Raw genomic sequence first — 19,856 nt, forward strand, 5'->3', positions numbered from 1 at the left:
CCAGCGCGATGAGTGGAATAATTAAAGAACTCCCGGTAATTGCTTTAAATAACATCTACAAAAGCTACGGCACCGGTGAGGGGAAAGTTGAAGCGCTGAAAGATATTAATCTTGAGATAGCGAAAGGGGAGTTCCTGGCGCTTTGTGGCCCTTCCGGCAGCGGTAAGAGTACGTTATTAAACGTTCTTTCCGGCATTGATAAACCGACTGCCGGAACCGTGATGTTTTTGAAAAAATTGCTGAATACAATGCCAGAAGAGCAACTGTCGGTCATCCGCGGCAAGCATCTGGGCTTTATTTTTCAGTTTTTTAATCTGATGCCGGTATTAAACGCGTTCGATAACGTGTTTTTCCCTCTTGCGTTGAATGGCCACTTTACTAAAAAAGAGGCGAAAGAGAGGGCGCTGCATTTTCTTGATAGCGTGGGGCTGGCCGGCTTTATCGATCGCAAACCGGGGCAACTGTCGGGTGGGCAGCAACAGCGCGTGGCGATTGCAAGGGCGTTGGCCCATGAGCCACAGGTTGTTATTGCCGATGAGCCCACCGGGAATCTCGATCTGGCAACGGGCGAGGCGATTCTGGATTTAATGCTGAAAATTAATCAGGAAACCCGTACTACGTTCATTATTTCAACGCACTCAAGCCAGTTAAAAGAGCGCGCAAATAGGGTGGTTGAAATCAAAGATGGAGAGCTGGTTGATGCAACTGAAGCGTAATTATTTGACTCTGTGCTGGTGCCTGCTCTGTGCAATATTCAGCGGTTCGACGCTGGCTTCAACCGTTCCGACAGTAGAGAAAATCATGCAGAGCGGTTTTCCAGCACATCCTGAGGCGCTGGCAAAGGTAAATGATGAATTATTCGCAGAATATGTAGCGAATAAAAATGTCACATCACTGATTTTTTACGCCTACGGCATCCTGCGTCTGGCGGAACATTACTCTACCGCCAATGACTTTATCCATGCCTACGAATACGCCAGGACCGGCTTTTTCTATCTCGACGAAGCGGTTGATAGTCATGAGGATAACCTGCTTGTGCGCTACTTACGCGCGCGGGTAGATGCCTATACGGCAGGGAGTGGCCGCTGCGTGGTGACGCTTAAGGATACGGCGATCATGCTGGAACAGCGCCCGGCACTCAACGCAGGACTGATCGAGCATATAAACGCAATGCGCTATCGCGCGCTGATGAACTGTCAGGAGCCGCAAAAGGCCAACGAGGTTCTGGCGCAGCTCAGGCAGCAAAACCCCGGCGCAGCAGATTCGCTGATTTCTGATACTGCACCGCTTTGGGATATGAATGAAGTCACGCAGGTATTAATACCGATGGTAAAAGGGAACTAAATGTCCAGGGAAGTTTTATTCATCAACATCATCGTTGCGCTGATTCTGCTCTTCGTCCTCGGGTGCGTGCTGTTTCGCTTCCGGGATGTGAAGTTTGCATTTTTAAACCTTTTTCGCCACAAGCGTCGCTCTTTTTCAACGATTGCCGCGATTGTGCTGGGCGGCGTGTCGATATTTCTCTATGGCGGATTCATCGACTATTCATTCTGGATCCTGAAAGAGCAGACGATCCGCACCAACATTGGTCATGTGCAGATCTACAACCAAAATTACTTTGAGACATCGAATAAAAATAAAAGCCTGATTGAAAATTATACTCAGCTGAAACAGGCCATTCTGGAGACGCCCGAACTGGCCGAAAATATTTCGACCCTCTCCGGGCAGCTGGAGTTTACCGGTGTGATCTCGCAGTACGAGAATGAAACCTCCAGCTATTTTTCCGGGCTGGGTATTGAAGCGTTACCGGCATTGAAACTGGGGTCTTTTGACAAAATTATCTCCGGCAGCGATCTATCGCGTATTCGGGCCGACGAAATTACGCTGGGTAGCGGGTTGGCGAAAACGCTTAATACGAAGTATGACGACTGGCTGGATGCCATGGTGGTTAACATCAGAGGGGGGCAGGGCGCCTTGTCACTCAAAGTGAGAGGCATTTTTGCGTCAGGCATTAAAGACTATGATGATGTGGCTATGAAGCTGCCGTTGGCCACCGCCCAGCGTATTATGGGCACAGATGGCGTAAGTAAGATGTTGATCCTGTTAAAGGATGACGATAGCGCCGCCTTCGCTGCGAAATTGCGCCAGTTTATTGCCCGTCACCAATTTCCCCTGATTGTAAAAGAGTGGAAAGAGGTCTCTCTCTTTTATCAACAGGTCGAGGGGCTGCTGTCCGGTATCTACTTCTTTATTAAGCTCATTGTCGCCCTGATCGTGATTTTTATGATTAGCAACGCGATGACCATGAATATCATTGAGCGTACACGCGAAATTACAACGCTCAGGGCTATCGGTTTAAAACCGCTCCGCGTCACGCGTCTCTTCTTCCTGGAGGGGATCTTTGTGGGTATCACCGGTGCGATTGGGAGTCTGACGCTGGGGCTTATTATTGCCTCGGTTATCAATTTGTATGGTATTGAAATGCCGCCTTCACCGGGCCAGACGACGGGATATACCGCATTTATCAAAACCAACAGCCCTGCGCTTATCTGGATCACCCTGGTTTTGCCAATATTAACCGCCACGGGAGCGTCAATCCTTCCGGCTTTGCGCGCATCAAGACTCAATATTTCGGATGCTTTTAAATTTTCGTAAGGATACGAAATGAACACAGTACTTATCAGGCGAGCACTTTCCGGCTTGTGGCTCTTCTCAGCATGCGTGTTGGCAACATCTGTTGATAACAATGCGCTGGAAATCATTCGTCGGGCTGATGAAGTGCGCTCGCCGAACAAACCTTTCCGCTATACCACCACCATAACGGAATACAAGGATGGCGTAGCAAAGCCGGACGCTAAGCAGGTTCTGGATATTTCTATGCGATTTATGAAGCCTGAAGGTGAAACCAGGGCTGATGCCCGTTCACTGGCGCGTTTCATCTATCCCCCGCGCGATAAAGGGAAGGTACTGCTCTCAGACTGGTATGACTTATGGTTCTATACGCCTGAACTGCGTCGTCCTATCTCCGTTTCGCGCCAGCAAAGGCTGATCGGGCAAATTTCCAATGGCGATGTGATTGTCACCAACTTCGAATATGCCTACGACGCCACGCTGTTAGGGCAAGAGCCCTGCGGAGATAAGCGCTGTTATAAGCTCTCTCTGACGCGTAAATCCCCGGAAGTGACCTGGCCAAAGGTGATGTATTACGTCGAGACGGACGGCGACAATCGTCCTTATAAAGCGGCGTATTATTCACTGGATGACAAATTACTGAAGGAAGTGCTTTACCAGGATTTCCGGATGGTGCTGGGTAAAATGCGGCCGACAAAAATCGTGGTGCAGGAGGCCCGCCATGATAAAAGCTACTCCGTGATGGAGTACAGCGATGTGCGTCTGGAGTCCTTGCCGGAATACCACTTTACCCGGGAATATATTCAGCGAGGGGCAAAATGAGAACCTCTCTGAACACGATACCGCTGCTACTGCTCATGCTCTCATTCGACCTGTGGGCAGACTGTTTGACCGGCGCCGATGTGGCAAAAAGCACGGATGTAACCCTATTCGAACAGGTTTCCCATGTTAACAGGCAGGCTTTAATCTGGCGGATTAACGGCAAAAACCCCTATACCCAAAACAATACGTTTAACAATCTCGGCCTCAAGCTCAGCGGCGGATGCTCGGTGATTGATAACAAGCTGGCCCTTGATTACACGCTGTACGGGTTGACTTACTACTCTGTGCATACTCCCGGCAAATTTGAGGAGGATGATCATCGTTCGCGTGCGCTGATCGATCGGCTCAGTCTCGTTTACACGATCTCCGAAAGCATCCTGTTGGAGGCGGGTAAGCTCATAGCTAAACCGGGGCTGTTTTTATTACGTTCACCCTCCGCGTTGCATCGCGCCTATTCGGCAAGTTTTAAGTCTACACGACTCTACGATCCATCGATGGCTGCGGGATATGAGGAGTCGCCATGGGCGGCCAAACTCTCAGCAGATACCCGCGACTGGTCGTTGTCGCTGACCGTGGTACCAAAGCTGGCGGATATTGACAGACGTTATGAGTCCGCGGGCAACTGGTCTGCGGATCAGCGCAGCAACAGCAGTGAAGAGTACCTGTTGAGCTATACCGACAATCGCTTCGGTGACTACACGCCTACGTTCAACCTGAAGCTGGGAGACAGTCACTCGCTGGCGATGGCGAACAGCTATAACTACAGCCCACAACTGGTACTTAATGCCGAAGTGGCTTACCACGCCGAGCAGCAATGGCGACATCTGTCGGAGCAGAACGCTGCGAAAGTAGAGAATTACCAGTTTCCTTCCTCGCTCTATAGCACCAGGCAGAAAGAGGGCGTCGAACTGGCCGTCGGGGGGCAATATACGTCAGACAACTTCAGCGTGTACGGCCTGGAATATTATTTTCAGAGCGAGGGATATTCCCGCGCGCAGTGGCGTAAACAGACCGATCTCATTTCGTTCCTTAATACGCGCACCGGATATAGCGTTGTGGATCGGGCGTTTGATTCATACAAATACCTGATGGCATCGGAGATCAGTAACACCGGCAGCAAAGGAATGTTGCAAGGCAAACACTACCTTAACGCCTGGGCCAGCCTGCTGTCAGACGATCAATCCAGGTTGCAGCCCTATCTGACAGTCAACCTGATGGATAGCAGCGCTATGTTCGGTGTGCATTACAGCACGCCGTTAAACAGCATTGATGAAAGGCTTGAAGCCTATACCGGGGTATTTACCTCACAAGGAAGCTCAGACTCTGAATTTGCGCTCTTCGGTGACACGCTGGGCGTTTATTTAGGTTTTAAATATTATTTATAAGGGAGTGGTTATGGCGATGAATACTCTTTCACAACCTGTGGTGGCCCTTTTTTCAGGGCAGGGTAATCCGGTTATTGGTATGGGGAGTGATGTGTGGGACAAGAGTGTCGCCACGAAGAATATCTGGGATTGCGCCAGCGATATTTCCGGCATGGATTTGCGTCGCCTCTGCCAGAAGGGTCCCATGAATCGACTGGTGCAAACGACAGTGCAACAGTTGGCCGTGACAGCCATCAACGTGACGCTCTATACCCTGTGCCGTGAGCGATATGAAAATATGCAAATTGTCGGCTCCTGCGGCCATAGCGTGGGTGAATACAGCGCCCTGTATGCCGCTGGGGCGATCTCGCTGGAAACGCTGTTTCGCACCATTCACTTCCGCGCCAGTACCATGCATGAGGTGAGCACGAAGCACAAAGGCTCCATGCTGGCGCTGAAAGGGGTCAACTATGCAACTCTGAGCGAGATGATTGCCTCCTCAGGTATCGAACTGGATATCAGCTGTGATAACACGCCTAATCAACAGGTGATCGGCGGAGCGCCTTCTGCGTTAAGCGAATTTGCCAGGACGCTGGCGGACAACGGTCTCGACCCGGTGAAGCTCGGTGTAAGTGGTGCCTGGCACACCCGGTTGATGGCCGACGGCGTGCAGTTAATGCGCGACTTTTTAGCGACTCAGGAATTCCATCCTGCGCAGCATGACGTGCTGATGAACGTAACGGCGCAGGCGACCTCCGACCCGGCGCAGATAAAAGAGAACCTCTCCCTGCATTTAACCCATAGCGTCAAGTGGACCGACAGCATGAAGCATTTTTTAAGCGGTCCGGTTGAAACCGTTTTTCTTGAGATCAGCAACAAAGCCTATCTTGGACAAATGCTTAATGATTTTGCCGGGTTTGATCCTGAGCGCGTTTTGCATTGTAGAAAAGTTCTGGCAATTTAAGAGTATTGATATGATTCCCGATTATTTACGGTTTATTCGTTTTCAGGATAGAATGATCCTGCTGTTTATCTATCTGATTACGTTGATACTGCTGGGTTTTTACTGGAAAAACACGGACTTTACATTTACCCGCGATGATGCATGGGTGGTCAGTGCTATCTTTGCGCTGGTACTCCATAACTTTATTTTCGATCTTAAGGCTTATTGGGCATATAAATGCGTCGTCAAAAACATTGATTTGTCGTTCTTTAAAGATAAGACTAATAAGAAAATTGAGATAGTTATGTTTAAGCCTCTGGTGGCTGTAACGATCTCATTATTCATCTTTGGTGCATTATCCAGCACGCTTTTTTTGTTAACCACTCCAGGCATCGTGTTAATTCTTCTTGCCATGTTTGTTCCGCTGATGATCTGGGGAATGTTTGCCATCATTCGAAATGGCTATGTCAAACAGGTCGCGATTTCTTTTGTGGATAAAGTGAGGTGGAAGAGTCTCACCCGCTATATGCTACCGACCATGTTTATCGGCATTATCATGAACCTGCTGGTAATTGGTCCGCTGCGGCATAGTGAACAATTTGATTTCAACGGCGCTTATTTTACTCTTAAAGCCATTATTACAATGTGCGTTTTGTGTACCATCGTATTTGCGCTCAGTCTATTGTCACTGCTCATTTCAAAAAGATATGTATTTCTGGGTCATCTTTTTTTGAATGAAATTGATTTTACCTTCTCAAAGACGCTCCCCTGGCGTTCGCTTTATGACAAACCACACTGGCTACAGTTGGTGATGCTACTGATTGTTGAAGCTATTTGGGTGACGGTGGTTGCGCTTCTGTTCGCCTTTGCAGAGTGGCAGGTTTGGTTTGAGATTTATTACCTGCTCTGTTATTTGCCGTTTTTCAGCTATTACATAATGCGTTGTTACTGGAAATGGCATAATGATTTTATTATGTCCTGCGATATGTATATCCGTTGGGGCGAGATCAGTAAGCAAACCCGGCTGTGGTGATCAACATTATGCCGTCAGCTTCATGCTGGCGGCATAATAGCAACGCCTGTATAAGGCTAAAGATATTTTAGAAGGGAAGGGGTGTAACGCTCCAGAAGCCCAAAAGCAAAAACCCGCCTTTTGGGCGGGTTCTTTAAATAGTGGTGCCCGGACCCGGACTAACGCCGCAGGCGTTGAAAAGCGCGCTTGCCGCGCTGGCCCCGAAGGGGTGAGCCGCTTGCGGCGAATAATCGAACGTAGTTCGATGAAGAGTCCGGCTCTCAGAAAGCAAAAACCCGCCTTTTGGGCGGGTTCTTTAAATAGTGGTGCCCGGACCCGGACTAACGCCGCAGGCGTTGAACAGCGTGCTTGCCGCGCTGGCCCGAAGGGGTGAGCCGCTTGCGGCGAATAATCGAACATCGTTCGATGAAGAGTCCGGCTCTCCAAAAGCAAAAACCCGCCTTTTGGGCGGGTTCTTTAAATAGTGGTGCCCGGACTCGGACTAACGCCGCAGGCGTTGAACAGCGCGCTTGTCGCGCTGGCCCCGGAGGGGTGAGCCGCTTGCGGCGAATAATCGAACATCGTTCGATGAAGAGTCCGGCTCTCCAAAAGCAAAAACCCGCCTTTTGGGCGGGTTCTTTAAATAGTGGTGCCCGGACTCGGAATCGAACCAAGGACACGGGGATTTTCAATCCCCTGCTCTACCGACTGAGCTATCCGGGCAACGGGGCGCATTAAACCCGATCTGCCTTCTGCCGTCAACGAAATTTGTTGATTTCGCTACTGACCGCACACTCTGTCACCACTTTGCTGCAATATCAGGCAAAAAACGCTGTCCACAGGGCAGAGAGCGGCATAGCGAGCACCAGCGCAGGCAGCATATTCACCACTGCAAACATCTTGATACCGCAGATCCGCAGCCCTGTCGCCAGCAGCAGCAGGCCGCCGACGGCGGTAAAGTCAGCCATCATGGCCGGGGTGGTCAGCGGGAGTATCAGCGTGGCGCAGGTTGCAAGTGCAAGCTGGATAAGCAGCATCGGCAAGCAAATCGCGGAAACCGCGATACCCAGGGTGGTTGCAAAAATCGTTGCAGTAAAGAAATCCAGGAAGGATTTAGCGATAAGAATGCTGGGGTCGCCGGTCATCCCTTCGTGCATTGCGCCAAAAATCCCCGTGCCGCTGGCGCAAAACAGAATAATGATGGCGACATAGTTCTGGATATAGGCATCGTGACCACCGCCTTTCTGTTTACCCCGTGCGAGCAGATTTTTCGCTTTGCCGACGGCGTCGTTAATTCCTTTTTCCAGATAACAAAACTCGCCGATCAGCGCCCCAAGCAGTGTTGCCAGCACCATTACCGGCAGGTTGGCGCACTTGATGACCAGAAGAATGCCAATCCCCATAGAGGCAAGGCCGAAGATTGAGGGCATGGAGGAGCGAATACGCTCCGGTAATCGCTGGCTAAGCACGGCGCCAAGTACGCCGCCCAGCAGCACGGCTCCGGCATTAATGAACGGTCCTGTAACCACTATGAACTCCTGTTATTTAATCATTGATATTGCATTATTATTACTCTTTTCAGTGAGTAATCGCCAAATTTAATCCCGTTTTCTGCATAATGATTCCTCCTTGCGCCCCCTGGCGAAAGGTGACATTATTGCGCGAATTTTCTCCTCTCAGATACAGGGCCGCCCATGAATAGACTCTCTCTTGCTGCGCGAATGGCTGGCCGTATCGACACATTCTATTCTACGCTCACCATGCGGTGAGGGTAACGCAGGCTCACTGCAGGACAACAGTAAAACCAGACGCGTTCTGTTTTTACTGATGTCTGGCGGTCGGAGCTGAACTCCGGTCAGACACATTCGTTGGGCAGGGGGACTCCCTGTCCGGGGCTTTTTCTCGCCTTGCACGGGTATTTGCGCTTATGAAATCAATGAAAATTGCCGTCAGCCGTGAGCTGGCCTCCGCCTTATCCACGCACCGGGAAGTGGTGACGCTGGATAACACCGATTTTACGGATGTGGCGGCAGTCGTCATTACCGTCGCTGAAAGCCGCAGCGGCATTCTCGCATTGCTGAAACGCACCGGTTTTCATTTACCTGTTTATCTGTTCTCACCAGAGCCGGTAGAAGCGCCTGCGGGCGTCGATGCGGTAATCGACGGCAAGGCACAGGAGTGGTTAGAGCTGGAAGCGGCGGCCTGTCGTTACGAAGAGAACCTGCTGCCGCCGTTTTTCGACACCCTCAGACAGTATGTGGCGATGGACAACAGCACCTTTGCCTGTCCAGGGCACCAGCACGGCGCATTCTTTAAGAAGCATCCCGCTGGCCGTCAGTTTTTCGATTTCTTTGGTGAGAACGTCTTCCGTGCCGATATGTGCAATGCCGACGTGAAGCTCGGCGATCTGCTGATCCACGAAGGGTCTGCCAAACATGCGCAAAAATTCGCGGCGAAAGTCTTCAACGCCGACAAGACCTATTTCGTTCTTAATGGTACTTCTGCCGCCAACAAGGTCGTGACCAATGCGCTGCTGACCCGTGGCGATCTGGTGCTGTTTGACCGCAACAACCATAAGTCCAACCATCATGGTGCGCTGATCCAGGCGGGTGCCACGCCGGTTTACCTTGAAGCGGCGCGTAACCCGTTTGGTTTTATTGGCGGCATTGATGACCGTTGCTTTGACGAGACGTACCTGCGGGAGCAAATCCGCGAAGTGGCGCCGGAAAAAGCCCATGAAGCGCGCCCGTTCCGCCTGGCGGTGATCCAGCTCGGCACCTATGACGGCACTATCTATAATGCCCGTCAGGTGATCGACAAGATTGGCCAACTGTGCGACTACATCCTCTTCGACTCGGCGTGGGTAGGCTACGAACAGTTTATCCCGATGATGGCGGACAGCTCCCCGCTGCTGCTGGACCTCAACGAGAACGATCCGGGGATCTTTGTCACCCAGTCGGTACATAAACAGCAGGCCGGATTCTCCCAGACCTCGCAGATCCACAAAAAGGACAACCATATCCGCGGCCAGGCGCGTTTCTGCCCGCATAAGCGCCTGAATAACGCCTTTATGCTGCATGCGTCGACCAGCCCGTTCTATCCGCTGTTTGCGGCCCTTGACGTGAACGCCAAAATCCACGAAGGGGAGAGCGGACGGCGGCTGTGGGCCGAATGCGTTGAGATGGGCATCGAGGCGCGCAAGGCGATTATCGCCAACTGCAAGATGATTAAGCCGTTTATCCCGCCGGTGGTGGCCGGGCGTCCATGGCAGGATCATCCTACCCATGCGATTGCCAGCGAGCTGCGTTTCTTCAGCTTTGAACCGGGGGCGAAATGGCACGGCTTTGAGGGGTATGCCGAAGAGCAGTACTTTGTCGACCCGTGCAAGCTGCTGCTGACCACGCCGGGCATCGATGCGGAAAGCGGGGAGTACACCGACTTTGGCATTCCGGCGACCATTCTGGCGCACTACCTGCGCGAGAAAGGCATTGTTCCGGAGAAGTGCGATCTCAACTCCATCCTCTTCCTGCTCACCCCGGCGGAGAGCGCCGAGAAGATGGCGCAACTGGTGGCGATGCTGGGCCAGTTTGAACAGCACATTGAAGATGACACCCCGCTGGCAGATGTCCTGCCAACCATCTGGAACAAATATCCGGTGCGCTACCGCGACTACACCCTGCGTCAGCTTTGCCAGGAGATGCACGATCTGTATGTCAGCTTTGACGTGAAGGATCTGCAAAAGGCGATGTTCCGCAAAGAGAGCCTGCCTACCGTGGCGATGAACCCGCAGGATGCTAACCAGGCCTTTATTCGCGGTGACGTCGAGCTGGTGCGCATCAGCGAAGCCGAAGGGCGTATCGCGGCGGAAGGGGCATTGCCATACCCGCCAGGGGTGCTGTGCGTGGTGCCGGGCGAACTGTGGGGCGGGGCGGTGCAGCGTTACTTCCTGGCGCTGGAAGAGGGCGTCAATCTGTTACCCGGTTTTTCTCCGGAACTGCAGGGCGTATACAGCGAAAAGGATGCGGACGGGATTAAGCGTTTGTACGGGTATGTTCTGAAGTAAAAAAATCCCCCTCCGCAGGGAGGGGGAGTTCACAGATTAATGTGCGACGGTCTGCACGCCTGTCGGGGTACGAACATGTTTGTACTTGAACAGCACCATGAACGCGAAGGCCAGTACCAGCGAGTAGCCTGCAAAGATCAGCCACACCGGCTGCCAGTCGGTAATACCGTTGGTGGTATACATCTCCACAACCTTACCGCTCACCACGCCGCCGAGAATACAGCCGAAGCCGTTGGTCATCATCAGGAACATACCCTGGGCGCTGGCGCGGATTTCCGGACGTACCTCTTTCTCTACAAACACGGAACCGGAGATGTTGAAGAAGTCGAAGGCGCAGCCGTAGACAATCATCGACAGCACCAGCAGCACGGTACCGAAGGCTGACGGGTCGCCGTAGGCAAACAGGCCGAAGCGCAGCATCCACGCGAAAATACTGATCATCATGACGTTCTTGATACCGTAGCGGCTCAGGAAGAACGGGATGGTCAGAATGAACAGCGTTTCGGAGATCTGCGAAATGGACATCATCACCGACGCGTGTTCAACGATAAAGCTCCCGGAGAACATCGGATCGTTATCGAAGCTGTGCAGGAAGGTGTTGCCGAACATGTTGGTGATCTGCAGCTCCGCACCCAGCAGCATGGAGAAGATGAAGAAGATCGCCATGCGTTTGTTTTTAAACAGCGCGAACGCATCCAGGCCAAGCATGGAGCTCCAGCTCTGGTTTTTCTGCTGGTTAGAGACCGGAATGTGCGGCAGGGTCAGGGTGAACAGCACCAGCACGATGGAGAGCGCCGCGCCGATATAGAGCTGCATATGGCTCAGCTCAAAGCCGGAGAAGCTCACCGCCCACATCGCCATAATAAAGCCGATGGTGCCCCAGATACGGATCGGCGGGAAGTCGGTCACGATGTCCAGGCCCGCCGTTTTCAGGCGATAGTAGGAGATGGTGTTCACAAGCCCAAGCGTTGGCATATAGGCCAGCGAGTTAAGCAGGATCACCACAAACATCGCCCCCGGCGTGGTTACGCCCGCGGCCATAAACAGCGTGGCCGCGCCCACCAGGTGGCAGAGGGCGTAAAGCCATTTCGCACTGATCCATTTGTCCGCCACGATCCCGAGCAGGGTCGGCATAAATACCGCGGCAATGCCCAGCGAGCTATAGACCGCGCCGATGGAAGCACCATCGAATTTCAGGGTGACAAACATGTAGGAGCCGAGCGTGGTTAGCCAGCTCCCCCACAGACAGAACTGCAGAAACGACAAGATTTTAAGCTGCAGCTTAAGGTTCATGTTACTTTCCTCACAAGAGAGCGGGCTGTATGTTGGTGTAGAAACATTTGGGTTTTGGATTTGATGCAATTCTATCAGCGAGTGGCGTGATGTTTTGTTACCTCCCGCAAAAAAATGCAATCAACATTAATTTGCAGTTTGGATTGTGATGCAAATAACAATTTCTTATGGGGAAGGCGGGCGGGGATCGACAGAATCTTTACCCTCCCCACGACGGAGAGGGTAAAAAAAGTCACACTACTTTCTACGATAGCTCTTCTGAGCCGTATTGACCTTGTAGAGGTAGCGGCGGGACTCTGCGGAAGGGTGACGGCTGGTGAGGGTCTGGTAAACATCCCCCGGTGACATACTGTTGATAATGTTTGCCGCCTGGATTTTATCGTTGGAGAAGACCCGCAGCACGCTGCCTGCGCCGCCGTTGTAGGCGGTGATCACCGCATAGCGACGTGAGGTCGGGTTATCAATGCCGCTCAGGTAGACGTTATTGAGCATCGCCAGATAGGCGGTGCCGGTGTCGATATTGCTGGCAGGATCAAACAGGTAACTGCGGCTTGGCATACCCGATCTTCCCTGCGAGCGGAACACATCTTTCCCGGCGCTGTGCTGCACAACCTGCATCAGGCCCAGGGCGTCGGAACGGCTCACCGCGTACGGGTTAAACGACGATTCAGTCTGCATAATCGCCAGGATCAGCGACTCATCGACACCATATTTACGCGATGCCTGACGGACCATCCCGACATATTTATGTGCACGTTTATCGAGGTGGTTTGGCACCAGGTTAATGGTCACGCTGTAGATAACGCGCAGGCCGTTGCTGCGGCTTTTCAGGCGCGTCTGCAACAGGTAGTTAGCAAAATTATTAGCACGGCCTTCCCAGCGAATGGACTGGCCGGTTTGATCCACCACCTGGCCATAGAGGAACGGCTCTTTGGAGATGGTGATGTCGTCGGCATCGGAGTAGAGGTCGATAGAGCCCGGATCGTCACCCATCAGCAGGGTTTTCACGATCGCCTCGCGCAAACGCGCCGCAGGATCGGTTCCGGCAATGGTCTCGACGGTAATGGTACCTTCGTCAAAGTTGATGTGGCTGCGGGTCTGGTAAGCGTCGGTGTACTTAACGTAGTCCTTTGGTCCTGCGATCAGTACCTCGTTAAATCCCCAGATATTTTCGATGTTATGGGCGAATTGCCCCATCAGAATGTCAAAACCGTTGGTGTCCTTTACCCAGGCTTCGTTATAGCTATCGCCTTTCTTACTGGAGGAACACGAAACAAGTAACGGTGCAACAAGAGCAAGCGCTAAAAATTTTTTCATCATTCCAGGAGTGCGTGTTGTGTTTGTTCTGGGGCTGTTTTCGCCGGGTGGCGCTACGCTTACCCGGCCTACAAACCGTAGACCAGGCAAGGCGGCACGATATTATTTTTCTGGTGGCGTATAGCCTTCGATGTGAACGTCTTTGCCTTCAAACAGGAAATTGACCATCTCCTCTTCAAGCTGCTTGCGGTGTTCAACGTTCATCATGTTGAGCTTGCGCTCGTTAATCAGCATGGTTTGCTTGTGTTGCCACTGCGCCCACGCCTCTTTTGAAATTTCGTTATAGATGCGCTTACCCAGATCGCCCGGATAGAGCTGGAAGTCCTGGCCTTCTGCTTCACGCTGCAGGAAGGTGCAAAAAATTGTTCTGGCCATACTGATTCCTCTTTGTCGCCCGGAGCTAAACCGTTGCTCCGACACGTAATTGCTGTAACAGGCGCTCTACGGGAGCCGCGAGCCCCACTGACGGCGGTTGCGCTAAGTTATACCAGAGAGCGGTGCCTTCATCCATGCACGCCGTGAATGAGGACACGGGAAGCCACATTGGAACAATATCCAGATGGAAGTGGCTGAAGGTATGGCGAAACGCGTTGAGCTGCACAAGAGTATCGGCAGGGATGCCGCGTTGCGCCAGCCAGTCGCGAAGACGCTCCTCATCCTCAAACTGCGGGAAGCAGAACAGACCGCCCCATAAACCGCTTGGCGGACGCTGGGCGAGCCAGACGGTCTCCTCGTGCTGCATCAGCAGGAAATAGCCGGTACGCTCTGGTAAGGTCTGCTTCGGCTTTTTACCGGGATATTGCGCCCACGACTGGTTAGCATAGGCGACGCACAGATTATTCAGCGGGCAGAGCTCGCATTTGGGCTTCGAGCGGGTACAGACCATCGCGCCCAGATCCATCATCGCCTGGTTAAAGCGTTCAACGCCGTGAGCGGGAGTGACCGCTTCACTGATCTCCCACAGGCGCTTCTCCACCTCTTTTTTGCCCGGCCAGCCACCGACGGCGTAGCAGCGCGCCAGCACGCGCTTCACGTTGCCGTCGAGAATCGGGAAGTGTTTACCCAGCGAGAGAGAAAGGATGGCCCCGGCGGTGGAGCGCCCCACGCCCGGCAGGGCGGCCACTTCATCGAAGGTTTCCGGGAAGGTGCCGCCGTGCAGCGACACCACCTGCTGGGCGGCTTTATGCAGATTGCGGGCGCGGGCGTAGTAGCCGAGCCCGGTCCACAGATGCAGCACTTCATCCAGCGGGGCGTTAGCCAGATCGGTCACCGTCGGAAAACGCGCCATAAAGCGTTCAAAGTAAGGGATAACCGTCGCGACCTGCGTTTGTTGCAACATCACCTCTGAGAGCCATACTTTGTACGGTGTTTTTTCAATTTGCCAGGGGAGGGTTTTACGCCCGTATTTGTCGTACCAGTCCAGCACTTGGGCTGAAAATTGAGAGGCTTGCATGGTCTTCGCTTTGCGGTATCAGGGAGGCAGATTGCAGCACAGAGGCATGCGGCTGTAAACCGGATCTTTCCCATGCTTGCATCCGGTCATTAACTTTGGATAATGCCCGTTTCCCGAACATTCTCACAAGCAGACTACTCTTTTATGAAAAACGACGTCATATCACCGGAATTTGATGAAAACGGCCGCCCGCTGCGCCGTATTCGCAGCTTTGTCCGCCGCCAGGGGCGCCTGACCAAAGGGCAGCAGCACGCGCTGGATAACTACTGGCCGGTGATGGGCGTTGAGTTCACCGAACAGCCGCTCGACTTTGTGGCGCTGTTTGGCCGCGACGCACCGGTCACACTGGAGATCGGTTTCGGCATGGGCGCTTCGCTGGTGACTATGGCAAAAGCGCGCCCGGAGCAGAACTTCCTCGGCATTGAAGTCCACTCCCCAGGTGTCGGTGCCTGTCTGGCGACCGCCCACGAAGAGGGTGTCGAGAACCTGCGCGTGATGTGTCACGACGCGGTAGAAGTGCTGCACAAGATGATTCCTGACAATTCTCTGAGCATGGTTCAGCTCTTTTTCCCTGACCCGTGGCACAAAGCACGTCATAATAAACGCCGTATCGTTCAGGCGCCGTTTGCTGAACTTCTCAGAAGCAAACTGAAGCTGGGTGGTGTTTTCCATATGGCAACCGACTGGGAACAGTATGCGGAACATATGCTGGAAGTGATGTCGGCGCTGGACGGGTATAAAAACCAGTCTGCGAGCAATGACTATGTACCGCGTCCTGAATCGCGTCCGGTAACCAAATTTGAACAGCGTGGCCATCGTCTTGGTCACGGCGTATGGGACTTAATGTTCGAGAGGGTGAAATAATGGCAAAGAACCGTAGCCGTCGTCTGCGTAAGAAAATGCACATCGAAGAGTTCCAGGAGGTGGGTTTTTCGGTTGCATGGCGTTTCCCGGAAGGCACCAGCGTAGAAAAAATTGATGAAGATGTCGATGCTTTCATCAATGAAGTCATCGAGCCGAACAAGCTGGCGTTTGACGGCAGCGGCTACCTGGCCTGGGAAGGTTTGATCTGCAAACAAGAGATCGGCAAGTGTACCGAAGAAGATCAGGCCATTGTGCGTAAGTGGCTGGAAGACCACAAATTCGAAGAGGTGCGCATCAGCGAACTTTTCGACATTTGGTGGGACTAATAGAGCATCAGGGGCCAGCAATTGCTGGCCCATTTTGTATGAGGGAGAATATATGATGCGCAAAACGCTGCTCGCCGCGGCCTTAATGACCACGGCACTCACCGCTCACGCAGAGTACAAATGTGAAGTCACGCCACGTGACGACGTGATCCTGAGCCCGCAAACCGTGCAGGTAAAAGGTGAGAACGGCAATCTGGTGATCACCCCGGATGGCAACGTCATGTTTAACGGCAAGCAGTACACGCTGAGCGCAGCCCAACGTGAACAGGCAAAAGACTATCAGGCCGATCTGCGCAGCGCGCTGCCGTGGATTGATGAAGGCGCTCTGACCCGCGTCGAAAAAGGCCGTGTCGCGCTGGATAGGATCATCGCTAAAGAGGCAGGGGAGAGCAGCAATATGCGCTCGCGCCTGACAAAGCTGGACGCGCAGTTAAAAGAGCAGATGAACCGCATTATTGAGCATCGCACCGATGGCCTGACGTTCCACTATAAAGCGATCGATCAGGTGCGCGCCGACGGCCAGCAGCTGGTGAACCAGGCGATGGGCGGCATCCTGCAGGACAGCATTAACGAGATGGGCGCCAAAGCGGTACTGAAAGGCGGCGGTAACCCGCTGCAGGGCGTGCTGGGTAGCCTGGGCGGTCTGCAAACCGCCATCCAGAACGAGTGGAAAAACCAGGAAGCGGATTTCAAGGCATTCGGCAAAGACGTGTGTCAGCGCGTTGTCTCGCTGGAAGAGAGCCGCAAGGCGCTGGTGGGCGGGCTGAAGTAACGCTATTGAACCAGCAAAGGGGGACGCCCTTTGCTGGTCTGCATCACATTAAGCCCAGCAGTTCAGGAAGAAACAACGAAATTGCGGGGATGTAGGTAATCAGCATCAGCGCGGTTATCAGGGCTAAGTAGAACGGCAGTAGAGGTTTAATCAACTGCTGGATCTTAACCCCGGAAATAGAGCAGCCGACAAATAATGCGCTGCCCACCGGCGGCGTCAGCAGGCCGATACAGAGATTGGCCACCATCATAATGCCGAAATGCACCGGATCCATCCCCAGCTCCTGAGCAATAGGCAGGAAAATAGGGGTAAAGATCAACACCGCGGGGGTCATATCCATAAAGATCCCGACGATCAGCAGCACGATATTAATCAGCAGCAGAATAACCAACGGATTATCAGAGATCCCCATCAGCGTATCGCTGATCAAATAGGGAATGTCTGCGTTGGTCATTGCCCAGGACATCCCCACGGAAAAGCCGATCAGCAGCAAGACGATGGAGGTCATGACCACCGACTCCAGAATCAGCCTGGGTAACTCCCGCCACTTCACCTCCCGGTAAATCAGCACCGACAGAATAAAGGTGTAAACCACGGCGATGGCCGATGCCTCCGTGGCAGTAAAGATACCGCCCAGAATGCCGCCCATAACGATGATGACCAGCAGCAGGCTTGGCATCGCGTCAAAAAAGGCCTTGATCGCCTGGGCGCGGGTGGGGAGCTCAGTGAGTGGATAAGCGCGGCGTTTAGCAATGACGGCGCAGACGATCATAATCGCCAGCCCCATCAGAAGACCCGGCAGGTAGCCCGCCATAAACAGTGAGGCTATCGAGACGCCGCCCGCGGTAAGGGAGAAGACGATCAGCACGTTGGAAGGGGGAATGAGCAGGCCCGTGATGCAGGATGTAACGTTTACCGCCGTGGTGAAGGTGGGGTCGTAACCCTGCTTTGTCTGGATGGGGTGAAGCGTTCCGCCAACGGCGGCCGCGGCGGCTACTGCGGAACCAGATATGGAGCCAAACATCATATTCGCCATCACGTTCACGTGACCGAGCGAGCCGGGAACCCGGCCAACCATCACCTGGGCCAGATTAATCAACCGTATGGCGATCCCGCCGCTGTTCATTAGCGTGCCCGCAAAGATAAAAAACGGGATCGCCAGCAGCGAAAAATTATCCAGGCCGTTCGCCAGACGTTGGGACACCGTGACGACGGCGATCTCCCAAGGGAACATCAGCAGCATGGAAGCCACCGTAGCGATACCAATCGAAAAAGAGATCGGGACGCCAATGAAAACCAACACAAAAAAGCTGCCAAACAGCGTGAGCGCTACTGCGTTTTCCATTATAACGCCTCCACGTTTGCGGTTTTCAGCGCCAGCAGGCTCTGGCACATAAAATTCAGGGCATAAAACATGATCACCAGGCCGCTCAGCGGAAGGATAAGGTAGACGTAACCCATGGGGATCTGCATGACCGCAGAAACCTGGGCCGTCTCAAGGGTTTTACCGATAAGCCGGATGCCTCCCGTCACGATGACCAGCCCGGCAAAAACAAAGATCATCAGGTTGACCAGCAGGCTCAACAGCGCCTGCTTAGGCCGACTCAGGGAGAGGGCGAGAAGGTCGATAGAGAGGTGTCGCTGAGCTCCCACGCTGTAAGCCGCACCGAGCAACCCCACCCAGATCATTAAGAAGCGTGCCAGCTCATCGGTCAGGGTGCTGGGTTGGTTAAGGACGTAGCGACTCACAACCTGCCACACCACACAGATAACCAGCGCGATCATCACCAGCACGCAAAAAGCGGCAATGACGCGGTCTACCGCAGCCTTAAGGCGGTTAAATATCATGGTGAATATCCCGTTGAAAAAGGGCCTGATCCGGCCCTTAGAAAAATTATTGCGGTACCGCGTTTTCAAACTTTGCTAACAGGGCAGCTTGTTTGGGATCTTTTTTGAAATCATCAAACAGCGGCTGAACCGCGGCGCGGAAGGGGGCTTTATCAACTTTGATAATCTCACCACCCATCGCTTTCGCCTGGGCGCGGGTTTGCGCATCAATCTCATCCCACAGTTTTTGCTGATAAACCTTCGAGTTGCTGGCGGCGGTTGCCAGGATCTGCTGCTGCGCCGGGGTCAGAGCGTCCCAGGTTTTGGTGGCGATAACCAGAAAGTCCGGTATTGAGGCGTGTTCATCCTCAGAAAAGACCTTCGCGATTTCAATGTGGCGAGTTTGCACCCATGACGGCACATTATTTTCTGCCCCATCAACCACCCCTTGCTGCATGGCGGTATAGACTTCGCCGAAGGAGACGGGCGTTGGCGAGCCACCCATAAGTTCAATCATTTTTATCGTGGTGGGGCTTGGCTGAACGCGAATTTTAAGCCCTTTCAGATCGTCTGGTTTAGTAATGGGCTTTTTAGCATAAAAGCTACGGGTGCCAGCAACGTAAGCAGATAACGCAAAAAAGCCTCTCTCTTTGGTCGACGCCATAATTTCTTTGCCGATGTCGCCAAATACGACGGTATTAAAGTGGGCCTGATCGCGAAATAAGAAAGGTAAATTATAGATGGCATAAATATTATCAAAGGATTCCAAATCACTGGCTGAGCCTTTTGTCATATCCAGCGCGCCATTTTGTAAAAGCTCCATGGTTTCGCGGGCATTGCCCATTTGGCTGCTGGGATAGATCCGTATGGTCATGGTGCCATCAGAGAGCGTTTTAACATCTTTCGCCATGGCTTCGAACGCCCGGTGGACAACGTGGCTACGTTCGAGGTTATGCGCCAGTTTCAGGGTGACTTTGTCCGCTGCGCTGGCAGCAGTAGCGAATAACGTAATTGAAAGTGCCGATAATAATAAACGTAAATACGAACGAGTTTTCATTATTAAGCTCCATGCTAAAAGGTCGTTATCACTAATTCCATTACGCGTTACTTTTATTTGTATGACAGATTAACAAAGTTGTCGTACATGTGTCGCAATAGTAATCGTAATT

General features: G+C 52.8%; 19 protein-coding genes and 1 tRNA gene. 11 read left to right on the forward strand and 9 right to left on the reverse strand.

The window, feature by feature from the left end; translation table 11 throughout:
* The first annotated feature begins 8 nt into the window (after window positions 1–8).
* The 7 genes from DVA43_RS22290 to DVA43_RS22320 are packed head-to-tail and all read left to right on the forward strand — an operon-like array spanning window position 9 to window position 6,793.
* Window positions 9–716 (forward strand): ABC transporter ATP-binding protein, encoded by a 708-nt coding sequence (locus DVA43_RS22290; protein ID WP_103822838.1) that lies wholly within the window; start codon window positions 9–11, stop codon window positions 714–716.
* On the forward strand, window positions 700–1,344 hold the full coding sequence (locus DVA43_RS22295; RefSeq protein WP_114316806.1) for a hypothetical protein: 645 nt from the start codon (window positions 700–702) through the stop codon (window positions 1,342–1,344). The genes DVA43_RS22290 and DVA43_RS22295 overlap by 17 nt, the downstream gene beginning before the upstream one ends.
* On the forward strand, window positions 1,345–2,655 hold the full coding sequence (locus DVA43_RS22300) for an ABC transporter permease (RefSeq protein WP_114316807.1): 1,311 nt from the start codon (window positions 1,345–1,347) through the stop codon (window positions 2,653–2,655).
* A 9-nt stretch (window positions 2,656–2,664) separates the two neighbouring features.
* Window positions 2,665–3,453, forward strand: coding sequence for an outer membrane lipoprotein-sorting protein (locus DVA43_RS22305; RefSeq protein ID WP_103822835.1), 789 nt, complete (start codon window positions 2,665–2,667; stop codon window positions 3,451–3,453).
* Window positions 3,450–4,838, forward strand: a complete 1,389-nt coding sequence (locus DVA43_RS22310) for a hypothetical protein (protein WP_114316808.1) — start codon at window positions 3,450–3,452, stop codon at window positions 4,836–4,838. Before DVA43_RS22305 ends, DVA43_RS22310 begins: the two co-directional genes overlap by 4 nt.
* Before the next feature lie 16 nt (window positions 4,839–4,854).
* A complete protein-coding gene (locus tag DVA43_RS22315) occupies window positions 4,855–5,781 on the forward strand; it encodes an ACP S-malonyltransferase (protein WP_371414044.1) in 927 nt (308 codons plus the stop codon).
* A gap of 10 nt (window positions 5,782–5,791) precedes the next feature.
* Window positions 5,792–6,793 carry a hypothetical protein gene (locus DVA43_RS22320; RefSeq protein ID WP_114316810.1) on the forward strand — a complete coding sequence of 334 codons (1,002 nt, stop codon included), beginning with the start codon at window positions 5,792–5,794 and terminating at the stop codon, window positions 6,791–6,793.
* Between the two features lie 626 nt (window positions 6,794–7,419).
* On the opposite strand, the gene DVA43_RS22335 is transcribed toward DVA43_RS22320, so the two are convergent.
* Both DVA43_RS22335 and DVA43_RS22340 read right to left on the reverse strand, forming a co-directional pair.
* A tRNA-Phe gene (locus DVA43_RS22335) sits at window positions 7,420–7,495 on the reverse strand.
* 95 nt (window positions 7,496–7,590) lie between these two features.
* Complete coding sequence (locus DVA43_RS22340; RefSeq protein WP_114316811.1) at window positions 7,591–8,301, reverse strand: DUF554 domain-containing protein; 711 nt, start codon at window positions 8,299–8,301, stop codon at window positions 7,591–7,593.
* 398 nt (window positions 8,302–8,699) lie between these two features.
* Between DVA43_RS22340 and DVA43_RS22345 the strand changes: the two genes are divergently transcribed.
* Window positions 8,700–10,835, forward strand: a complete 2,136-nt coding sequence (locus tag DVA43_RS22345) for an ornithine decarboxylase (protein ID WP_114316812.1) — start codon at window positions 8,700–8,702, stop codon at window positions 10,833–10,835.
* Between the two features lie 36 nt (window positions 10,836–10,871).
* Here DVA43_RS22345 and DVA43_RS22350 read toward each other — a convergent pair whose 3' ends face one another.
* The 4 genes from DVA43_RS22350 to mutY all read right to left on the reverse strand — a co-directional run bounded on the left by DVA43_RS22350 (window position 10,872) and on the right by mutY (window position 14,898).
* Window positions 10,872–12,128, reverse strand: a complete 1,257-nt coding sequence (locus tag DVA43_RS22350) for a nucleoside permease (protein ID WP_114316813.1) — start codon at window positions 12,126–12,128, stop codon at window positions 10,872–10,874.
* Window positions 12,129–12,365: 237 nt separating this feature from the next.
* On the reverse strand, window positions 12,366–13,445 hold the full coding sequence (mltC, locus tag DVA43_RS22355) for a membrane-bound lytic murein transglycosylase MltC (RefSeq protein WP_103822828.1): 1,080 nt from the start codon (window positions 13,443–13,445) through the stop codon (window positions 12,366–12,368).
* A gap of 102 nt (window positions 13,446–13,547) precedes the next feature.
* Window positions 13,548–13,820: an oxidative damage protection protein gene (locus DVA43_RS22360; RefSeq protein ID WP_103176936.1), complete on the reverse strand. Its 273-nt coding sequence runs from the start codon at window positions 13,818–13,820 to the stop codon at window positions 13,548–13,550.
* A 25-nt stretch (window positions 13,821–13,845) separates the two neighbouring features.
* Entirely contained in the window at window positions 13,846–14,898 is a 1,053-nt protein-coding gene (mutY, locus tag DVA43_RS22365) for an A/G-specific adenine glycosylase (RefSeq protein WP_114316814.1), read from the reverse strand.
* 144 nt (window positions 14,899–15,042) lie between these two features.
* Between mutY and trmB the strand changes: the two genes are divergently transcribed.
* From trmB to DVA43_RS22380, 3 genes are read left to right on the forward strand one after another with little or no spacing between them, the layout of a single operon-like run.
* Complete coding sequence (trmB, locus tag DVA43_RS22370; RefSeq protein ID WP_114316815.1) at window positions 15,043–15,762, forward strand: tRNA (guanosine(46)-N7)-methyltransferase TrmB; 720 nt, start codon at window positions 15,043–15,045, stop codon at window positions 15,760–15,762.
* The gene (locus DVA43_RS22375) at window positions 15,762–16,088 is read left to right on the forward strand and encodes a YggL family protein (RefSeq protein ID WP_103822825.1); all 327 of its coding nucleotides are present in this window, start codon (window positions 15,762–15,764) and stop codon (window positions 16,086–16,088) included. Before trmB ends, DVA43_RS22375 begins: the two co-directional genes overlap by 1 nt.
* A gap of 52 nt (window positions 16,089–16,140) precedes the next feature.
* Complete coding sequence (locus DVA43_RS22380) at window positions 16,141–16,860, forward strand: DUF2884 domain-containing protein (protein WP_103822824.1); 720 nt, start codon at window positions 16,141–16,143, stop codon at window positions 16,858–16,860.
* 43 nt (window positions 16,861–16,903) lie between these two features.
* Here the strand turns inward: DVA43_RS22380 and DVA43_RS22385 are convergent, their stop codons facing one another.
* From DVA43_RS22385 to DVA43_RS22395, 3 genes are read right to left on the reverse strand one after another with little or no spacing between them, the layout of a single operon-like run.
* A complete protein-coding gene (locus DVA43_RS22385; protein WP_114316816.1) occupies window positions 16,904–18,205 on the reverse strand; it encodes a TRAP transporter large permease in 1,302 nt (433 codons plus the stop codon).
* Window positions 18,205–18,708: a TRAP transporter small permease gene (locus DVA43_RS22390; protein WP_146052343.1), complete on the reverse strand. Its 504-nt coding sequence runs from the start codon at window positions 18,706–18,708 to the stop codon at window positions 18,205–18,207. The genes DVA43_RS22385 and DVA43_RS22390 overlap by 1 nt, the downstream gene beginning before the upstream one ends.
* Window positions 18,709–18,754: 46 nt before the next feature.
* Window positions 18,755–19,744 carry a TRAP transporter substrate-binding protein gene (locus DVA43_RS22395; RefSeq protein ID WP_114316817.1) on the reverse strand — a complete coding sequence of 330 codons (990 nt, stop codon included), beginning with the start codon at window positions 19,742–19,744 and terminating at the stop codon, window positions 18,755–18,757.
* Window positions 19,745–19,856 lie beyond the last annotated feature (112 nt).

It is taken from the genome of Leclercia sp. W6, from assembly GCF_003336345.1.
Classification (GTDB): domain Bacteria; phylum Pseudomonadota; class Gammaproteobacteria; order Enterobacterales; family Enterobacteriaceae; genus Enterobacter.

Bases quoted from the DNA above. Each gene is read 5' to 3' on its own strand.
- DVA43_RS22290 (WP_103822838.1), top strand. From the start codon at position 9: ATGAGTGGAATAATTAAAGAACTCCCGGTAATTGCTTTAAATAACATC.
- DVA43_RS22295 (WP_114316806.1), top strand. From the start codon at position 700: ATGCAACTGAAGCGTAATTATTTGACTCTGTGCTGGTGCCTGCTCTGT.
- DVA43_RS22300 (WP_114316807.1), top strand. From the start codon at position 1,345: ATGTCCAGGGAAGTTTTATTCATCAACATCATCGTTGCGCTGATTCTG.
- DVA43_RS22305 (WP_103822835.1), top strand. From the start codon at position 2,665: ATGAACACAGTACTTATCAGGCGAGCACTTTCCGGCTTGTGGCTCTTC.
- DVA43_RS22310 (WP_114316808.1), top strand. From the start codon at position 3,450: ATGAGAACCTCTCTGAACACGATACCGCTGCTACTGCTCATGCTCTCA.
- DVA43_RS22315 (WP_371414044.1), top strand. From the start codon at position 4,855: ATGAATACTCTTTCACAACCTGTGGTGGCCCTTTTTTCAGGGCAGGGT.
- DVA43_RS22320 (WP_114316810.1), top strand. From the start codon at position 5,792: ATGATTCCCGATTATTTACGGTTTATTCGTTTTCAGGATAGAATGATC.
- DVA43_RS22345 (WP_114316812.1), top strand. From the start codon at position 8,700: ATGAAATCAATGAAAATTGCCGTCAGCCGTGAGCTGGCCTCCGCCTTA.
- DVA43_RS22350 (WP_114316813.1), bottom strand. From the start codon at position 12,128: ATGAACCTTAAGCTGCAGCTTAAAATCTTGTCGTTTCTGCAGTTCTGT.
- mltC (WP_103822828.1), bottom strand. From the start codon at position 13,445: ATGAAAAAATTTTTAGCGCTTGCTCTTGTTGCACCGTTACTTGTTTCG.
- DVA43_RS22360 (WP_103176936.1), bottom strand. From the start codon at position 13,820: ATGGCCAGAACAATTTTTTGCACCTTCCTGCAGCGTGAAGCAGAAGGC.
- mutY (WP_114316814.1), bottom strand. From the start codon at position 14,898: ATGCAAGCCTCTCAATTTTCAGCCCAAGTGCTGGACTGGTACGACAAA.
- trmB (WP_114316815.1), top strand. From the start codon at position 15,043: ATGAAAAACGACGTCATATCACCGGAATTTGATGAAAACGGCCGCCCG.
- DVA43_RS22375 (WP_103822825.1), top strand. From the start codon at position 15,762: ATGGCAAAGAACCGTAGCCGTCGTCTGCGTAAGAAAATGCACATCGAA.
- DVA43_RS22380 (WP_103822824.1), top strand. From the start codon at position 16,141: ATGATGCGCAAAACGCTGCTCGCCGCGGCCTTAATGACCACGGCACTC.
- DVA43_RS22385 (WP_114316816.1), bottom strand. From the start codon at position 18,205: ATGGAAAACGCAGTAGCGCTCACGCTGTTTGGCAGCTTTTTTGTGTTG.
- DVA43_RS22390 (WP_146052343.1), bottom strand. From the start codon at position 18,708: ATGATATTTAACCGCCTTAAGGCTGCGGTAGACCGCGTCATTGCCGCT.
- DVA43_RS22395 (WP_114316817.1), bottom strand. From the start codon at position 19,744: ATGAAAACTCGTTCGTATTTACGTTTATTATTATCGGCACTTTCAATT.